Here is a 17,787-nt window from a genome sequence, read left to right as displayed (position 1 = left end):
TAAGGTGCTAGGCTATTAAATTAGCTTTTAGCACCTTCTATTTAATTGTAAGAACACTTTTTTGTAAAAAGTGTTTATCGCAGTTTTCTATAGTCTTAATATTAGGAGCAATGGCATATAGAAAAACTGTACATTTTTTATCTTTTAAATATTTCATATAAATCCTGCTTTTGAACTTAGTAACTGGAAAATCCTGCTTACCATTATATTTTGATGGTGGTTTTCCGTATTGAATATAAGATTGATAATTCTCCTTGTATTGATGGTTATGTCCATGAGTTGTTACAGTAGCATCAATAACTGACCAATTATTATAATTAATATAAGTGTCTACTTTATTAATACTATCTATCTTGTAATCAGAAATAGGATTATATAGTCCAAATCCCCCTAATACTAGTTCATTAATATCATAAGTTCCAGGAAGTATAGCTTCTTCAATATTAACATTTCCATCATCATCAAATCCAAATCTATGATTGATATCATATAATTCTTGTACAAAATATGCTCCATAAAAAGCACCATAATAATTAGAATCAGGATTATATATCATGGAAGCACCATTTAGATATTCAAAAGCACCAAAATTATATAATACAGTATAATTCATTTTTCTATCCATAAAAGAAGTAAAACCTTCATTATCATTGAATGTCATAACAAAAGGGTACCAGTCTTTTTTATTCGTAGTCAGACCACCTGGCATTTTTATATCTATTTTTATTTCCTTAATAAAGCTATCTTTTTCACAAATAAAGCTATAGATTTTCATTACTGATAAACTTTTGATGTATTGAAAAAAAGGACTAATTATAAATAAAATGATTATAAGACATATTATTGTTTTTTTAATTATTGGTTTCAAAATTAATCTCCTCACAATAAAAATCTTTTATGTCTTTGTTAGATTAGTAAATTTTCTGTTATAATATTAGTATAGACAAAAAAACGCCTATTAATGAATAATCATAAATTGACGTTTTTTTATTAATGCGGATGGAGGGACTCGAACCCTCACGATGTCACCACCGGTAGATTTTGAGTCTACTGCGTCTGCCATTCCGCCACATCCGCGTGTCCCTGTGACGTTTATAAATATTAACACATACATCTAAAAAAAGCAACACATTTCTAGAAAAAATTACAAGTTTAAAAATTCTGTTAATATTGAACACGTTCAAAAAACATCTTTACATATTTGGGATTTTTGTTACAATATGTTTAACAATAAAATTTGCATTAATGATAATTATAATAAAACATGCTACAATAAGTGAATACATTAAGATATATTATACGAATGAAAAAAGGGTTTAGTGAGAGGAGGTACAACCTAAAAATGCTACATGATATGGAAAAAACCATTATTAAAAAAGCAAAAAAAGGTGATAAAGATGCATTTGAAAAATTAATCGTTAATTATGAAAAGAGAGTCTATAACATTGCTTATCAGATGTTTGGAAATGAACATGATGCTAATGATATGGCACAAGAAGTTTTCATAAAAATTTATAAATCTTTAGATAAGTTTAATTTCAAATCTTCTTTTTCTACTTGGATACATAGAATTACAGTTAATACTTGTATTGATGAATTTAGAAAAAAGAAAAAAAATAATCAGGTTGAATCTATGGATGAATCACTGGAACAACAAAATGGAGTTATACATAAACAATTTGTTGATAAGGGGTTGACTCCAGAAGAGACAGTCATAAAAAAAGAAAATATTTCATTTATTAGAGAATCTATAAACGAGTTAAAAGAAGAACATAAAATGATTATTATACTTAGAGATATAAAAGGGTATTCCTATGATGATATTGCAGATATATTAGATATATCTATTGGAACAGTAAAATCACGTATATCTAGAGCAAGATTGAATCTAAAAAAAATAATTACAGAAAAAAAGGAACAAAATAAAAACGTTTACGTCTAATTAAGTGAAAGGAGGGCTAAAAAATGGATTGTAATAAAGTTCAAGAAATGATGTCGTTATACTTTGATAATGAATTATCAAAAGAAGAAAGAAAATTGTTTGAAGAACATATTGTTAATTGCGAACAATGTAAAGAAGAACTTGATTTTCTGCAAACAATGATTAATAATGTTAACGATGTAAATGAAGAGAAAGAATTACCATCAGATTTTCATGAAAATCTAATGGCTAAAATAGATAGCGTAAATTCAACTGAAATACAGACTGAAAACAGGATAAATAGACTTAATAGATTTAGAAAATATTATACTGCGGTAGCTGCAGTTTTTGTTGTTGTATTAGTATTTGGGTTTATCGGCATAGCCAATATTAATAGAATGACTGATGATGATTTACAATATGACCTTAATAAAGAGTCAAGCATAGAAGAGAATATGGATCAAGATAAAAGAGATGAAGAAACAAAAAAAGCTGCTCCTGCTAAACAAATAGCTACTATAGACCATGATAATGATATTAATAATGATGGTTTTGGTACTAGTGAATTCCAAGCTATTGATGATGGGAAAAGTATATCCGAAAGGACTTATGAAACTGAAGAAAAGTCAAATGACTCTACCTCATATAAAGGAAATATTGAGCCGAAGAATGATATACAGGGTTTAACTAAAAATGATAATTCACAAGAAAAATCAAATGGAAAAGATATTAAACAAGAATTAAAAGAAGAAGATATAAAAGAAGTAGCTCCTGATAGACAAATAACTACTAAAGATCATGATGATGAAACTATAAAAGAATATGATCTAGATACTTACGAATTCCAAGTTACAGAAAATGAAAACGGTATAACAGAGGATACTTATGGAGATGAAGAACCTAATGATGCTGTTAAAAACAATAAGCTCTTGGATAATGGCAACCAAATTGAAGATGTTAAATTAAATGAACAAGAAGATAATAATAAAATAACATTGACATCCGATAGGGGGGAGGATACTACTGCCGAAACTGAATCCGAAGATAATAAAAACAATAATGAGAGGAATAAAGAATGGATAGTTATGATAACTGTAATAATCATACTACTTATTCCATTAATATATATAAGAGTTGAAAAAAATAAATTAAAGAAATAGTAGAAAAGCAAAGGATAATTGTTCTTTGCTTTTTTTATTTTATATTTCATTGTTAATTAGTTGCTCATTTGTTATAATAATTATAATATTATGCTAGAACTTTTAGCTAGATAAGTCAAAATTTAACTAATATATAACAATATATATTAAATAAAAGTTAGGATGAATAAATATGAATAATGACAAAGTACTATTAGTCGATGGGAATAGTATTATGAATAGAGCTTATTATGGATTACCTTTATTATCTAATTCAGAAGGTATATATACTAATGCTGTTTTAGGTTTTGTAAATATACTATTAAAAGTAATTAAAGATGAAAATGCAACGCATATAGGTATTGCATTTGATTTGAAATCACCTACTTTTAGACATGAAAAATATAAAGAATATAAGGGAAATAGAAAAGGTATGCCAGATGAGTTAGGTATGCAGATGCCTATAATAAAAGATGTCTTAAAAGCTATGCATATTAATATTTTTGAGTTAGAAGGTTATGAAGCTGATGACATTCTTGGAACTTTGGCTAATAAAAGCGAAAAATCAGGTTTTGATACAACGGTTTTATCTGGAGATAGAGATTTATTACAATTAGCAACCCAAAAAGTGAAAATAAGTATTCCAAAGACAAAGAAGGGGACAACTACAACTGAAAACTATTTTGATGAAGATGTTATAGCCCTTTATGGAGTTACTCCCGCAGAATTTATTGATTTAAAAGGTTTGATGGGTGATTCATCAGATAATATTCCTGGTGTTCCTGGAATTGGCGAAAAGACTGCGATTAAGATTATATCTAATTATCATTCAATTGAAGACGCTTATAATCATATTGATGAATTAAAGCCACCTAGAGCCTCTAAGAATTTAAAAGAAAATTATGATCTTGCAATTTTAAGTAAGGAACTAGCTACTATTTGCATTGATTGTGATGTAACTTTTGAAAAGGATAGTTTGAAAATTGATGATATATTTAACGAGGAAACATATAAATTATTCAAGAAATTAGAATTTAAACGTTTGTTGGAAAAATTTGATTCTTCTATAGGTAATAGCGATGAAAACAACTCATTATCAATTATCTATCATTCTATATCTACTCAAGATGAATTAGAAACGTTGGTCACTAAAATTTCTAGTGAAAAGCAAATAGCTTATTATATCGTAACTGAAAATAATAAAGTGATTGGTCTTAGTATTGCTTTTAATGAAAAAGAAGCATATTTCATAAAATGTTTCGGTGAACTTGATGAGTTAAGCATTTTTGGCACAATGAAAAACATTTTTGAAAATAAAGACATAATAAAGATTACTCATGGTTTGAAAGATGACCTACACATATTTGATCGCTATAATATTAAATGTGAAAATGTTTGCTTTGACACTTTTGTAGGAGCATATACTGTCAATCCTACAAAAGATACTTATGATATAGATGATATTGCAAAGGAATACTTACAAATAATAATCAAATCAGAAGAAGAGTTATTAGGAAAAGGTAGAAATAAAATTTCATACCTTGAACTGCCAGAAGAAGAACTAACAAATCATTGTTCTTTATTAGTATCAATTATCTATCATAGTTATGATAAGATGGATAACATGATTAATGAATTAGATATGCATCATTTATTCTATGATATTGAGATGCCTTTGATTTATGTTTTGTTTGATATGGAGCTTTATGGTATAAAAGTTGATTCTGTATTATTACATGAATACGCAGATAAGTTGGGCAAAATTATAGATTTGCTTGAAAGTGAAATCTATGAACTGGCTGGGGAAGAATTTAATATTAAATCTCCTAAACAGCTAGGAATTATTTTATTTGAGAAGTTGCAACTTCCTATAATCAAAAAAACTAAAACAGGTTATTCTACTGCTGCTGAAGTTTTAGACAAATTGAAAAATGAACATCCAATCATTAATAAAATCAGTGAGTACAGACAACTGACTAAGCTGAAATCCACTTATGCGGATGGACTGTTCGATTATATCGGTAAAGATGATTCAAGGATTCATTCTACTTTTAAACAAACTATTACGTCAACAGGTAGAATTAGTTCTATAGAACCTAATCTACAAAACATACCAATAAGAATGGATATAGGTAGAGAAATAAGAAAGGTATTTGTGCCTAGGGAGGATTATGTTTTCATTGATGCTGATTATTCCCAGATAGAATTACGGTTGTTAGCACATTTATCAGAAGATGAGACTCTAATTGAAGCTTATAACAATCATCAAGATATCCATAGATTGACAGCATCCCAAGTTTTTCATATTCCTTTTGAAGAAGTAACTAGTTCACAAAGAAGTAATGCAAAAGCTGTTAATTTTGGTATTGTATACGGTATAGGTGCATTTAGCTTAAGTCAAGATCTTCATATTACAAGAAAAGAAGCTCAGGAATATATAGATAACTACTTTAGAAAATATCCAAGTGTCAAGATATATCTTGATAATTGTATTAGATTTGCTAAGAATAGAGGATATTCTCTAACAATGCTTAATAGGAGAAGACCAATTCCTGAATTGAATTCTAGCAATTTTATGCAACGTGCTTTTGGTGAAAGAATTGCCATGAATACACCGATACAGGGTAGTGCTGCAGATGTTATTAAAATTGCCATGATTAATATGAGTAACAAATTGAAATCAGAGAATCTTCGTTCAAGATTGATTCTTCAAATACACGATGAATTATTAATAGAAGCACATAGAGATGAAGTTGAGTTAGTTAAAAAATATTTAGTAGAAGAAATGGAAAATGCAGTTGATATAAGTGTGAAATTAGAAGTAGATGTGAATATGGGTATGACTTGGTATGATACCAAATAATAGATTTTAGTAAATTTGGAGTTGATTAAATGAAAATTATTGGAATAATCGGTGGTTGTGGTAGTGGCAAGTCAGAAGTTTCCAATTTATTCAAGAATAGATTTAATGCTTATATTATTAACGCTGACAAAATAGCACATAATGTTATCAGCAAAGATAGTAAAGCCTATAAAAAGATAGTAAATCATTTTGGAAAGCATATTTTGGATGATAATGGAAATATTAATAGAAGTAGACTAGGAAAATTAGTTTTTTCTAATGAAAATGAACTACAGCAACTAACAGATATTACTCATCCATATATTAATGAAGATATAACATGTATCATTAATGAATTAAAGAAAGAAAATGAATATTGTTATATTGTTCTAGAAATAACTGCATTGGGAAAAGGTGAAATATACTCTTTAATAGATGAATATTGGTATGTATATTGCAATATTGATGTTCGCTTGGAGAGGTTATTAAAATATAGGAATATTTCTACTGAGTTAGCCATGAATATAATCAGCAAACAATTATCAGATGAAAAGTTCAGAGAATATGCTACTGTGATAATTGATAACAGTGATACCTTAGATATTACTTATAATCAGATGAAAAAATATCTAGACTAGTCAACAGGAGGAATAATAATGAAAAAATTATCTTTAATCATGCTATTAATATTGTGCTTTTCGCTATCTAGCGGATGTACTAAAACAACAGATAAAGATACGATAGAAAACACACAAGTTAACCAACAAAGCGAAGAAGAGAATTTAGCGGAATCTACACCAGAGTTTGGTGGGGAACTAAAATTATTAATGAGAGATCCATCTACTCTAAATCCATTAATAAACACTGATAGAACTGTAGATCAAATATTGAAGCTAGTATTTGATTCTCTATTTGAATTGGATGATAAAGAAAAACCAGTTACTAATTTAGTAGATTCATATGAATTATCAGATTCTGGAACTACTGTTACCATTACTCTAAAGAAAAACATATTATTTCATGATGGGGAAGAGCTACATTCGGATGATGTTGTATATAGTATAGATACGTTAAAAGCTGCACCTGATGATGCGATATATAAGGTTAATGTAAAAAATTATAAAAGAGCTTCTGCAGTAGATCAATATACCCTTAAAATATATTTTGACCAACCATTTGCATTTTCATTATATACAATGAATTTTCCTATAATACCTAAACATCATTATAAGTCTAATGATGATAATAGTATGAAACCAATTGGTACGGGAGCTTATGCTTTTTCTAACTTTACCACCATGAAAGAACTTAATCTTATAGCCAATAAAGATTGGTTTAATGGTGAAGTCTATGTTGAAAAGATAAAAGGAATCATTACAAGAGATAAAAACAATGATTCAGATGCTTTTAACCAAAATATCGTTGATATAATTAACCCAACTAAGTTTGATTGGCAAGAGTATGCAGAGACTGAAGGGGTTTCATTAACAGAATATCCAACTTATTATTATACCTTTTTAGGTTTTAATTTTAATAATACAATATTAGGTGATAAAAATATTAGAAAATCCATAGCATATGCAATTGATAGATCAGATATCATCAAGAATGAATTTTTAAATCATGCATATATAACTGAATTTCCTATACATCCAAAATCATGGTTGAATGATAATGATTCAATAACTTATAATAAAGACATTAACAAATCAAAAGAATTAATTACAGCAACTGGTTTTGTTGATGATGATGGGGCTGAAGAGAAACTTAATTTAAAGTTATTAGTTAATAGTGAAAATCCTCTTAGACTTAGAATTGCTAATAAAATTAAAGAATCTTTAGAGAGTATTGGTTTTGTTATAAATCTTGATTTAGTTGATAATGCAACCTACAATCAAAAAATAATTAGTAAAGACTTTGACCTATTATTAGGTGAATGGAAATTATCGGAGGTACCTGATTTTACATTTGCTTTCCATTCTTCTCAGATTCAAGAGGGTAGTAATTTCGTTTCTTATAATAATCCAGAATTGGACAAAGTATTAGAAACAATCTTTGGCAGTATTAATGATGATGATATATTAAATGCTACTAATGAATTTAAAAATATATTTGCAGAAGACTTGCCTTACTATAGTTTGTTTTTTAGAACATCTGCAATTATTTCCAAAGATAGAGTTAATGGTAGGTTAAATCCTTCTGTTTATAATAATTATAACGGTATAGAGAATGTATATATTTCTAAATAATAAATTAGAATATTACTAATATTATCTTAGAGGGTTATTTTCAAAAAGAATCTAATCCTCTTTTGTTAAAAAAATATATAAAACTCTAGATTTTTTCTATTTATGTGTTATTATATATTATGTATATGTATGCAAACAATTGATTCAATTAGAAATAAACAATAAAAATAGTTGTTTCAAATTTCTGTAATAAGCATTTGAGGTGATTTTTAAGCTATGACATCAGAAGAAATATTACATATTAACGAATATGTTTTTGGATTAGACATAGGAACTAGAAGTATAGTAGGAATTGTAGGCTATATGGATAACAATAAGTTTAACATAATTGGTAATTATACAGCTTTACATAACACAAGAGCTATGATTGATGGACAGATTCATGATATAGAAAAGGTTGCTGAAACAGTTAATTTGGTTAAATCAAAGCTTGAGAAACAAATAGGATTTCAGTTGAAAAACGTGTGTATCGCTGCTGCGGGACGAGTTTTGAAAACCTATCAAGTTCATGTTGAGGAACAAATGGAAATTAATCAGGTTATTAGTAAGGACCATATACATCTCTTAGAATTAATGGCTATGGAAAAAGCACATGAAATGTTAAATCAAGAGTTACTCGAAGATAGTGTATATCATTGTGTAGGTTATAGTGTAATAAAATATTATTTGAATGATTATACATTTTCTAATTTAGAAGGTCATAAAGGTAATAAGATAGGGGTAGATTTACTCGCAACATTTTTACCTCAAGAAGTAGTTGATAGTCTATATTCAGTTATTGATAAATGCAATCTTAAAATATCCAATCTTACATTAGAACCAATTGCAGCTATAAACATTGCTATTCCAGAACAATATAGGTTATTGAATATTGCATTAGTTGACATAGGTGCAGGTACATCAGATATTGCTATTACAAAAGAAGGTAGCATAATCGCTTATGGTATGATTCCAATGGCAGGTGATGAAATAACAGAGCAAATTGTACATGATTATTTGGTTGATTTTGCTACTGCCGAAAAAATCAAATTAAAACTCAACAAAGTTAAAACTGTAGTTTTTAAAGATATTATGGGTATTACACATAAAATAGGTTCAGATGAAATATATAATAAAATAAAACCAACAATGGATTCTCTTGCTGAAAACATAAGTAGTAAAATATTGGAGCTCAACGGTGGAAAAACTACTAATGCCGTATTTTGTGTTGGTGGCGGCGGAAGGCTGAAAAAATTCACTAATGTGTTAGCAAGCAAACTTGGTCTTCAGAATGAACGTGTTGCTCTTAGAGGGTATGAAGTACTTAATGACGTACATTTCAAGAATAAAAGTTCGAAAAATCCTGAGATGGTAACACCTGTTGGTATATGCCTTAGTGGTATCAATAAAAATAATAATGATTTTATTAGTGTTTCACTTAATGATGAAAAACTAAAGATATTTAATAATAATAATCTAACTTTAGTAGATATAGTAGCATATAAAGGATTTAACCATAAGAATCTTATATGTAGACGTGGAAAAGATCTTCATTACAAATTGAATGGAGAAGATAAAAAATTAAGAGGTAGCACTGGTGAACCAGCAGTTATACTTGTTAATGACAAAATGGTGGGGCTAAATTGTCCAATTAGTGCAAATGATAATATTACACTCGAAGAGGCTAAACATGGGGAATCTCCTACTGTATTGATTAAAGATATAATTGATAAATGTGAACCATATAATATTTATCTAAATAATACTAAAATTCATTTGCCATATAAAGTATTAGTTAACAGCAAGGAAAAAGATATGGATTATAGCATACAAGACAAAGACAATATAAAAATTTATACAGAATATTCTATTGCTGATATATTAGAGATTACTGATATTAATCTAGCTGATAATCTTATTTATGTTAATGGCGATATAAAATCTATAGAATACAAAGTAAATAAAAATGATAGAATTGATATGAAAATCAAAGAAGAAAAAGAAATAACTATCAACGACATTAGTGATAAAAATGTTCCAGATAGCGAGATTGCCATTACACAAGAAGATGAAAAAATATTTAACAATACTATACAAATAAAGGTATATGTAAATGATACTGAAATAATATTACAAGGGAAAAAATCTTACATATTTGTGGATATCTTTAATTACATAGAGTTCGATCTGAAAAATCCACAGGGTAAAATTGTTTGTTTGATTAACGGGAAAAATGCATCTTACATGGAAAAGATAAGTATAGGAGATAAAATAGAAGTATATTGGGACAAGTGAGGGGATAGGCCTTGAAACAAACATTAAAGTATGAAAAAAAATTTATTTATATATATACTATAATAACAACAATGATAATAATATATTCTATAATATCTAAGATAATAAACAAATGTGATAGGTATATTATATATGGATTGGTAATGGTTATAGTAATATATATTATTAATATTGTTTTTCACAGGTTAGAGTATTTGAAAAATATTCGGGTGTTTTATATTACCAAGCTTGTTCAATTGATTATTATTTCTTTTGTGGTTTTAGAAAGAAATAGATTCCTTTCTAATTCAGCATGTATCATGTATATTATGTTATGTGTTGAAGTGATTATCATACTTGGTTTTAAGAGTAAGCTGATAAGATATCACACATATGTTTTGGTTGTACTGCCTTTAGCAATTGCGAGTATATATAGAGGAATTACTGGATATTTATCTTTTCTTCCATTACTATTTATGTTTCAAATCATAATAGTAATAATTGGGGTATATATAATATTCTATGGGTCTACTGAAGACTTAAAGAATCAGGTGAATATTCAAAAAAAGCTTTGGTTAAAAGCAAAAAATAAAAATGAGGAATTAGTTGTTTCAGGACAACAAATTCAATTGGTTCACGACCAGCTAGTTAAGCAAAAGATGGAATTGGAAGAAGCTAATGAAAGATTAAATAGATTTACTGCTGAAATGTACATCCAAAATGAATTACTCAGCTACATAAGTTCTGTTTTGGATATTGATGAATTGATGGAGTTAGTTACTGATTCCATACTTGGTGCTATAGGTGTAGATACATGTTCGTTGGTTATTTACGATGTTAATCTTAACACATACCATTACAAAGTAAAATCTACTCATGGAAAAGATTATCTAAAATCTTTTATAGACAATATGAAGGTTGGTAAACTAGATAAGTATTTTAGTATTAGTGACCCGTATATTGATAATGATGTCAGCAAAGGGAAATATGATTTTACATCAGAAAGAGATGTTGGTTCTCTTGTTATAATACCTATACTAAATGATAAAAATACATATGGATTATTAATTGCAGAACATACATCAACTCAAATGATTAATGAAAATAGTATTCAATTTTTTCAAGGTATTGCAAATCAGATTAACATAGCTATAAATAATGCTAACCTATATACTAAAATGGAAGAAATGGCTAAACGCGATGGTTTAACTTGTGTATATAATAGAAACTATTTACAAAAAATATATCATGACCTATATGAAGATGCTCGGATAAATAAAAAAGTTTTGTCACTAGCTCTTTTTGATATTGATAAATTCAAAAAGGTTAATGACACTTATGGTCATATATTTGGTGATCAAGTACTGAAAATCATTGCAAACATTTCGGAGAAACATGCGGATAGAAATGATAGTATCGTTGGCCGTTACGGTGGTGAAGAGTTTGTTATAATCTTCCCTAATAAGAATCTAGAAGAGTCATATAAAATCATGGAAGATATTCATAACAATATCATTAAACAGAAAATATCACACGATGATAAGTTGATTAACATAAACATTAGCACAGGAATTTCTTCTTATCCAGAAGTATGTAAAAACCCAAAAGAGTTATTAAAAAGAGCTGACAATGCAATGTATATCTCAAAAGCAAATGGAAGAGGAAGAATAACTATTGATAATATTGATTTATAATGTATAATATAAGCTATGAACTTTATATAGTTTACAGCCATTTAAAGCGACATAGCCGCTTTTCTTGTTAAGTCATTAAGAAATAGATAATATAAAGATAGGAGATTTACAATGGCACTTAAAATATGTAGTATTGCCAGTGGCAGCAGTGGTAATTGTATATATGTTGGAACTGATAATGTTAATCTTTTAGTTGACTCTGGTATTAGTAAAAAGAAAGTAGAAATTGGTTTGAATGCAATAGACGTAGATCCAAATACTATAGATGGTATATTGATCACTCATGAACATTCTGATCATATAAAAGGTATTGGAGTATATGCTAGAAAGTATAAAATGCCTATTTATGCCACTAAAGAAACATGGAAAGCTACATTGAATTATAGTTCTATAGGAAAAATTCCAGATGATTTACATGTTGAGATTTTCCCTAATGAAGACTTTATGATAAAAGATATGGTTATCCATCCTTTTAAATCATTTCATGATGCTATTGATCCAGTATGCTATACTTTCAAAAGTAATGATAAAAAAATAAGTGTTGCAACAGATTTAGGATGTTATGATGAGTACATAATAGATAATTTACATGGTTCTAATGTATTATTTATAGAAGCAAACCATGATGTAAAACTATTAGAGGTAGGGAAATATCCTTATTTCCTTAAAAAAAGAATTTTAAGTGATGTAGGTCATTTATCTAACGAAAAATCGGGAGAGTTGATTTCTACATTATATGATGAAGCATTATCCCACGTGATTCTAGGTCATCTTAGTCTGGAAAATAACTTTCCTGAATTAGCCTATGAATCAGTAAAATTGGTATTATCGAATTGTTCGCATGTTGACTGTAACAATTTCAACTTATCAGTTGCTTCAAGAAACAGTAATTCAGAACTAGTTGTAGTATAAGACAGAAAGGAGTAATTATAGTTATGAAAAAAGGTATTATTACGGTAGTAGGAAAAGATAGAGTAGGAATTATATCGGAGGTTTGTGGTTATCTTACAAAAGATAATATCAATATTCTTGATATATCACAGACAATTGTACAAGGTTATTTTAATATGATGATGATAGTTGATGTTAATAATATAACAAAACCTTTTGGAGAAGTTGTAGACGAATTAGACCAACTAGGAAATAAAATAGGTGTAACTATAAAACTTCAGCATGAAGAAATCTTTAAGAAGATGCATAGATTATAACTATATAAAACTACCTGAGAGGATTGAGAATTTTACATGATTAATTCATTAGAAGTACTAGAAACTAATACAATGATATTGAAAGAAAATTTAGATGTCAGAACCATAACAATGGGTATTAATCTTATGGATTGTGCTGATTCTAATATTGATAGATTTAATGAAAATATTTATAATAAAATTACAACTAAAGCAAAAAACCTTGTTAAAGTTGGAGAAGATATTGAGAAGAAATATGGTGTACCTATTGTAAACAAAAGAATCTCAATAACACCTATTGCAATCGCTGCATCAAGCACTCAAACTGATTCTTATGTTTCTATTGCAAAAACTTTAGATAGAGCTGCAAAAGAAGTTGGCGTTAACTTTATAGGTGGTTTTTCAGCTATAGTTAGTAAAGGTATGACTGAAAGCGATAAAAAATTAATTAAATCTATACCAGAAGCTCTTGCTACAACAGAAAGAGTTTGTAGTTCAGTTAATGTAGGGTCTACAAAAACTGGAATTAATATGGATGCAGTTAAATTACTTGGAAGTACTATAAAAGAAACAGCAATTCTAACTAAAGATAGTGATTCAATTGGTTGTGCTAAATTTGTTGTCTTTTGTAACGCACCTGATGATAATCCATTCATGGCTGGTGCTTTTCACGGTGTGAGTGAAGCTGATGCTATTATAAATGTTGGGGTTAGTGGACCTGGTGTTGTTAAGAAAGCGCTTGAATCATGTAGAGGTAAGAATTTTGAAGAACTATGTGAGACAATTAAGAAAACATCCTTTAAGATTACTAGAGTCGGACAATTAGTTGCAAAAGAAGCATCAAAAGCTTTAGGTGTTCCTTTTGGTATAATAGACTTATCACTTGCACCAACACCTGCTATAGGTGATAGTATTGCAGACATTTTACAAGAAATCGGTGTAGATTATGTAGGTGCACCTGGAACAACAGCAGCCCTTGCATTATTGAATGATCAAGTAAAAAAAGGCGGGGTCATGGCATCATCATATGTTGGTGGGTTAAGTGGTGCTTTTATACCAGTTAGTGAAGATCAAGGTATGATAGATGCTGTTAATAAAGGAGCTTTAACAATAGAGAAGCTTGAAGCTATGACATGTGTTTGTTCAGTTGGTCTAGATATGATAGCAATACCAGGTAAAACTAAAGAATCTACAATATCAGGAATGATAGCAGATGAAATGGCTATAGGAATGATTAATCAAAAAACTACGGCTGTTAGAGTTATACCTGTTATAGGAAAAGATGTCGGTGATCAAGCTGAATTTGGTGGCTTACTTGGTTATGCACCATTAATGCCAGTAAATGAATTCGGTTGTGACAGACTTATTAATAGAGGTGGTAGAATACCAGCTCCAATTCATAGTTTTAAGAATTAAATTTACATTGATGGTAAACTTCTCTATTAGAAAATGAGATTTGGGAAGGTGAAAGTATGAGTAAAATTATAGAAGGTCTAGAGCCTAAAAGTGTATTTGAGTATTTTGAGAAGATAAATAATATCCCTAGAGGATCTGGTAATGAAAAAGAAATAAGTGATTATCTTTTTTCTTTTGCTAAAGATAGAAATTTAGAAGTTGTTCAGGACGAACACTTGAATATCATCATTAAAAAACCTGCAACAAAAGGTTATGAAGCATATCCTACTGTTATTCTTCAAGGACATATGGATATGGTATGTGAAAAGAATTTTGATGTAGAACATGATTTTTTGAAAGACCCTATTGAATTAATAGTTGATGGGGACTATATTAGCGCCAATGGTACAACTTTAGGTGCTGATAATGGTATAGCTGTAGCTTATTGTCTTGCTATTCTTGACTCTGATGAGATTGAACATCCTGCTATTGAAGTATTTGTTACAACGAATGAAGAAGCTGGTATGAATGGAGCTATAGGCGTTGATCCAGCTAATTTCTCCGCTAAGCTTCTTGTAAACCTTGATAGTGAAGAAGAAGGGGAATTCCTTGTAAGCTGTGCTGGAGGTTTAAAGGCTTGTATAGATATCCCTATTAAGTATGAGCAAGTCGAAGGAACTACAGTTAAAATTATGGTTAAAGGCTTAAAAGGCGGTCATTCAGGTAGTGATATTAATATGAACAGAGCTAATTCAAATCGTGTTCTTGGAAGAATATTATATGATTTGAATAATTCCATGAACATTAATTTGATCGATATTTTTGGAGGCTCAAAAGATAATGCTATTCCTAGGGAAGCATATGCAAATATAATTATTGCTGATAATGAATATGATAGATTCAATGAAATAGTTGCTAATATCTCCGAAGATATTAAAAATGAATTTAAAACTAGTGATAGTGGACTTATTGTGGTTACAACAAAAGAAAATAATAGCAAAACGAAAACTATGGCTAATGAAACTTTGAGTAATCTTATTTACTTATTGACATGTTTACCAAATGGAATTCAGACAATGAGTTCTGATATAGAAGGACTAGTTGAAAGTTCTCTTAATCTAGGCGTTGTAGTTACTAATGATGATTCTATCAAATTGACTATTGCAGTTAGAAGCTCAGTAGGATCATTGAAAAAAGTAATGGAATATCAATTAGGTTTATTTGCTAAACATGGTCATTCTGAGTTTAAGATTACTGGTGAATATCCAGAATGGGAATATAGAAAAGAATCTAAATTAAGAGATAGTTTCACGAAAACATATGAAGACATGTATGGAGAAAAACCATTAATCAAAGCTATTCATGCTGGTCTTGAATGTGGTGTATTTGATGAAAAAATTGAAGGACTTGATATGATTTCTCTTGGACCTAATATGTATGATGTTCATACACCAGATGAGAAATTAAGTATCTCTTCTACTAAAAGAACTTGGGAATTCTTATTGAATGCTCTAAAAAATATAAGATAGTATAACATAAACATTAGCTGGGAATAAGATTAATCATCTTATTCCCATATTTTTGTCCATTTATCTATCTTATACTGTATAATAAAATACAGTTACTAGTCATCTTACTAGATTAGTAGATATGACTTTGAATAAAATATCTGTAAAGAGGATGAGATAACAATGAGAAGAAACAATTCAAAACAAGAAATACTTAATATAGCAAAACAAATGTTTTTGGAAAAAGGATACAAAGATACTTCATTACGTAAAATTGTAAAATTAGCAGGGGTAACAACTGGGGCTTTTTATGCTCATTTCAAAGACAAAGAGGAATTATTTAAATTTCTAGTACAACCTGCAATTGATAATTTGGAGTATTTGTATAAAGATGCGTTATCACAATATGATGGAACAATTGATGAACCTAAAGTATTGCAAGATATATTATGGGAACAATCAAAAATCAGGATGAGTAATCATATTGATGATATATTTAATAACTATGATGCTTTTAAATTGTTATTTACTTGTTCTGATGGTACTCAATATTCTCGATATATTTATGATAATATTAATATAAGTGTAAAGAAGACAAAAAATTATTTTGCTAATTTAAGAAATAAAGGAATCAAGATTAAAGATATTTCTGACCAAGAACTTGAAATACTTATACATACCCACTATTTATCTATCTATGAAATCGTTAAGCGTGATATGACTTATAAAGATGCTAAGCATTATACTAATACTATTAGTGACTTTTTTTCAGCTGGGTGGATTAAAGTATTGGATTTTCAATAACTAATAGCTACTTGTTTTATTATATAAGTAACTGAGCCATCTATAGGATGGTTTTTTTATTGCAATTATTGTATATGAAAATAATAATTATTATCATTGAAATAAAATTCATTGAGTGATATAATAACAGTGTTATGATAACACTGTTATTATTTATTTTGAGGAGGTAACAATATGGTGAAGTATATGGATACTTATATCAAGTATAATTTTGACAAACAAATTACTGGAATAATACATACAGAGGCAGAAGCTGAATTAGTGGAGTTAAAGAAAAACTGTGTGGAGGAAAGTAAAAAGAACAGAGCTACTTTGTTTAAAGTAATTCTTCCGACCATTTCTCTCTATCACGCGCTTCAAACCCAAATGAGTAAGCAAAAGGCATTTGAGCACATGAATAAAATGATTTCTAATAATACTAAAGAAACTTCAAGAAAAATGTATGAACGAATAAGTAAGTTACCCAATTTCTTTTTCCTTTTTAAAAAGATGTTTGTTATAGGGTTAAGTGGCGAAGGATGGGATGTTGAATGGATATCAAATAACAAAATCAGCTTAGAATTTAATGTGAAAAGATGTATTTACAATGATGCTTTCAGACAATATGATTGTTCTGAACTGTGTGCATTATATTGTAACAATGACCATATAAATTTTACTGATGTAACTCCTAAAATACGTTTTGAAAGAAAAGGGGCTCTGGGTTACGGTAATGATATATGTGATTTTCATTTTTATGCTATGAAAAAGAATAATAATATTTAATAATGTATATAACATAACTCTATGCTGATT

The 17,787-nt window shown here is 28.7% G+C and carries 14 protein-coding genes and 1 tRNA gene; 13 read left to right on the top strand and 2 right to left on the bottom strand.

Annotated elements, in window-relative coordinates:
- Positions 1-37 precede the first annotated feature (37 nt).
- Both ACX6CF_RS22045 and ACX6CF_RS22040 read right to left on the bottom strand, forming a co-directional pair.
- Complete coding sequence (locus ACX6CF_RS22045) at positions 38-868, bottom strand: hypothetical protein (protein ID WP_458787534.1); 831 nt, start codon at positions 866-868, stop codon at positions 38-40.
- 126 nt (positions 869-994) lie between these two features.
- A tRNA-Leu gene (locus ACX6CF_RS22040) sits at positions 995-1,077 on the bottom strand.
- A 265-nt stretch (positions 1,078-1,342) separates the two neighbouring features.
- On the opposite strand from ACX6CF_RS22040, the gene ACX6CF_RS22035 reads away from it, so the two are divergent.
- The 13 genes from ACX6CF_RS22035 (at position 1,343) to ACX6CF_RS21975 (ending at position 17,757) form a co-directional block, all read left to right on the top strand.
- On the top strand, positions 1,343-1,942 hold the full coding sequence (locus ACX6CF_RS22035) for an RNA polymerase sigma factor (RefSeq protein WP_458787533.1): 600 nt from the start codon (positions 1,343-1,345) through the stop codon (positions 1,940-1,942).
- 23 nt (positions 1,943-1,965) lie between these two features.
- On the top strand, positions 1,966-3,081 hold the full coding sequence (locus ACX6CF_RS22030; protein ID WP_458787532.1) for an anti-sigma factor family protein: 1,116 nt from the start codon (positions 1,966-1,968) through the stop codon (positions 3,079-3,081).
- Between the two features lie 172 nt (positions 3,082-3,253).
- Entirely contained in the window at positions 3,254-5,923 is a 2,670-nt protein-coding gene (gene polA / locus ACX6CF_RS22025; protein ID WP_458787531.1) for a DNA polymerase I, read from the top strand.
- Positions 5,924-5,952: 29 nt separating this feature from the next.
- Positions 5,953-6,540: a dephospho-CoA kinase gene (coaE, locus tag ACX6CF_RS22020; RefSeq protein WP_458787530.1), complete on the top strand. Its 588-nt coding sequence runs from the start codon at positions 5,953-5,955 to the stop codon at positions 6,538-6,540.
- An 18-nt stretch (positions 6,541-6,558) separates the two neighbouring features.
- Positions 6,559-8,151, top strand: a complete 1,593-nt coding sequence (locus ACX6CF_RS22015; protein WP_458787529.1) for a peptide ABC transporter substrate-binding protein — start codon at positions 6,559-6,561, stop codon at positions 8,149-8,151.
- A 216-nt stretch (positions 8,152-8,367) separates the two neighbouring features.
- Positions 8,368-10,425, top strand: a complete 2,058-nt coding sequence (locus ACX6CF_RS22010; protein ID WP_458787528.1) for a cell division protein FtsA — start codon at positions 8,368-8,370, stop codon at positions 10,423-10,425.
- An 11-nt stretch (positions 10,426-10,436) separates the two neighbouring features.
- Entirely contained in the window at positions 10,437-12,098 is a 1,662-nt protein-coding gene (locus ACX6CF_RS22005; RefSeq protein WP_458787527.1) for a sensor domain-containing diguanylate cyclase, read from the top strand.
- 111 nt (positions 12,099-12,209) lie between these two features.
- Positions 12,210-13,010: an MBL fold metallo-hydrolase gene (locus ACX6CF_RS22000; protein WP_458787526.1), complete on the top strand. Its 801-nt coding sequence runs from the start codon at positions 12,210-12,212 to the stop codon at positions 13,008-13,010.
- Between the two features lie 23 nt (positions 13,011-13,033).
- Positions 13,034-13,306, top strand: coding sequence for an ACT domain-containing protein (locus tag ACX6CF_RS21995; RefSeq protein ID WP_458787525.1), 273 nt, complete (start codon positions 13,034-13,036; stop codon positions 13,304-13,306).
- Between the two features lie 36 nt (positions 13,307-13,342).
- Positions 13,343-14,701, top strand: a complete 1,359-nt coding sequence (locus ACX6CF_RS21990) for a DUF711 family protein (protein WP_458787524.1) — start codon at positions 13,343-13,345, stop codon at positions 14,699-14,701.
- A 56-nt stretch (positions 14,702-14,757) separates the two neighbouring features.
- A complete protein-coding gene (locus ACX6CF_RS21985; RefSeq protein ID WP_458787523.1) occupies positions 14,758-16,209 on the top strand; it encodes an aminoacyl-histidine dipeptidase in 1,452 nt (483 codons plus the stop codon).
- A gap of 162 nt (positions 16,210-16,371) precedes the next feature.
- Entirely contained in the window at positions 16,372-16,992 is a 621-nt protein-coding gene (locus tag ACX6CF_RS21980) for a TetR/AcrR family transcriptional regulator (RefSeq protein WP_458787522.1), read from the top strand.
- Positions 16,993-17,166: 174 nt separating this feature from the next.
- Entirely contained in the window at positions 17,167-17,757 is a 591-nt protein-coding gene (locus ACX6CF_RS21975) for an L-2-amino-thiazoline-4-carboxylic acid hydrolase (RefSeq protein ID WP_458787521.1), read from the top strand.
- Positions 17,758-17,787 lie beyond the last annotated feature (30 nt).

The sequence above is a fragment of the Vallitalea sediminicola genome (assembly GCF_054408565.1).
Note: the sequence above shows the minus strand (reverse complement) of the source record. Positions and strands in the feature narration are given on the sequence as shown.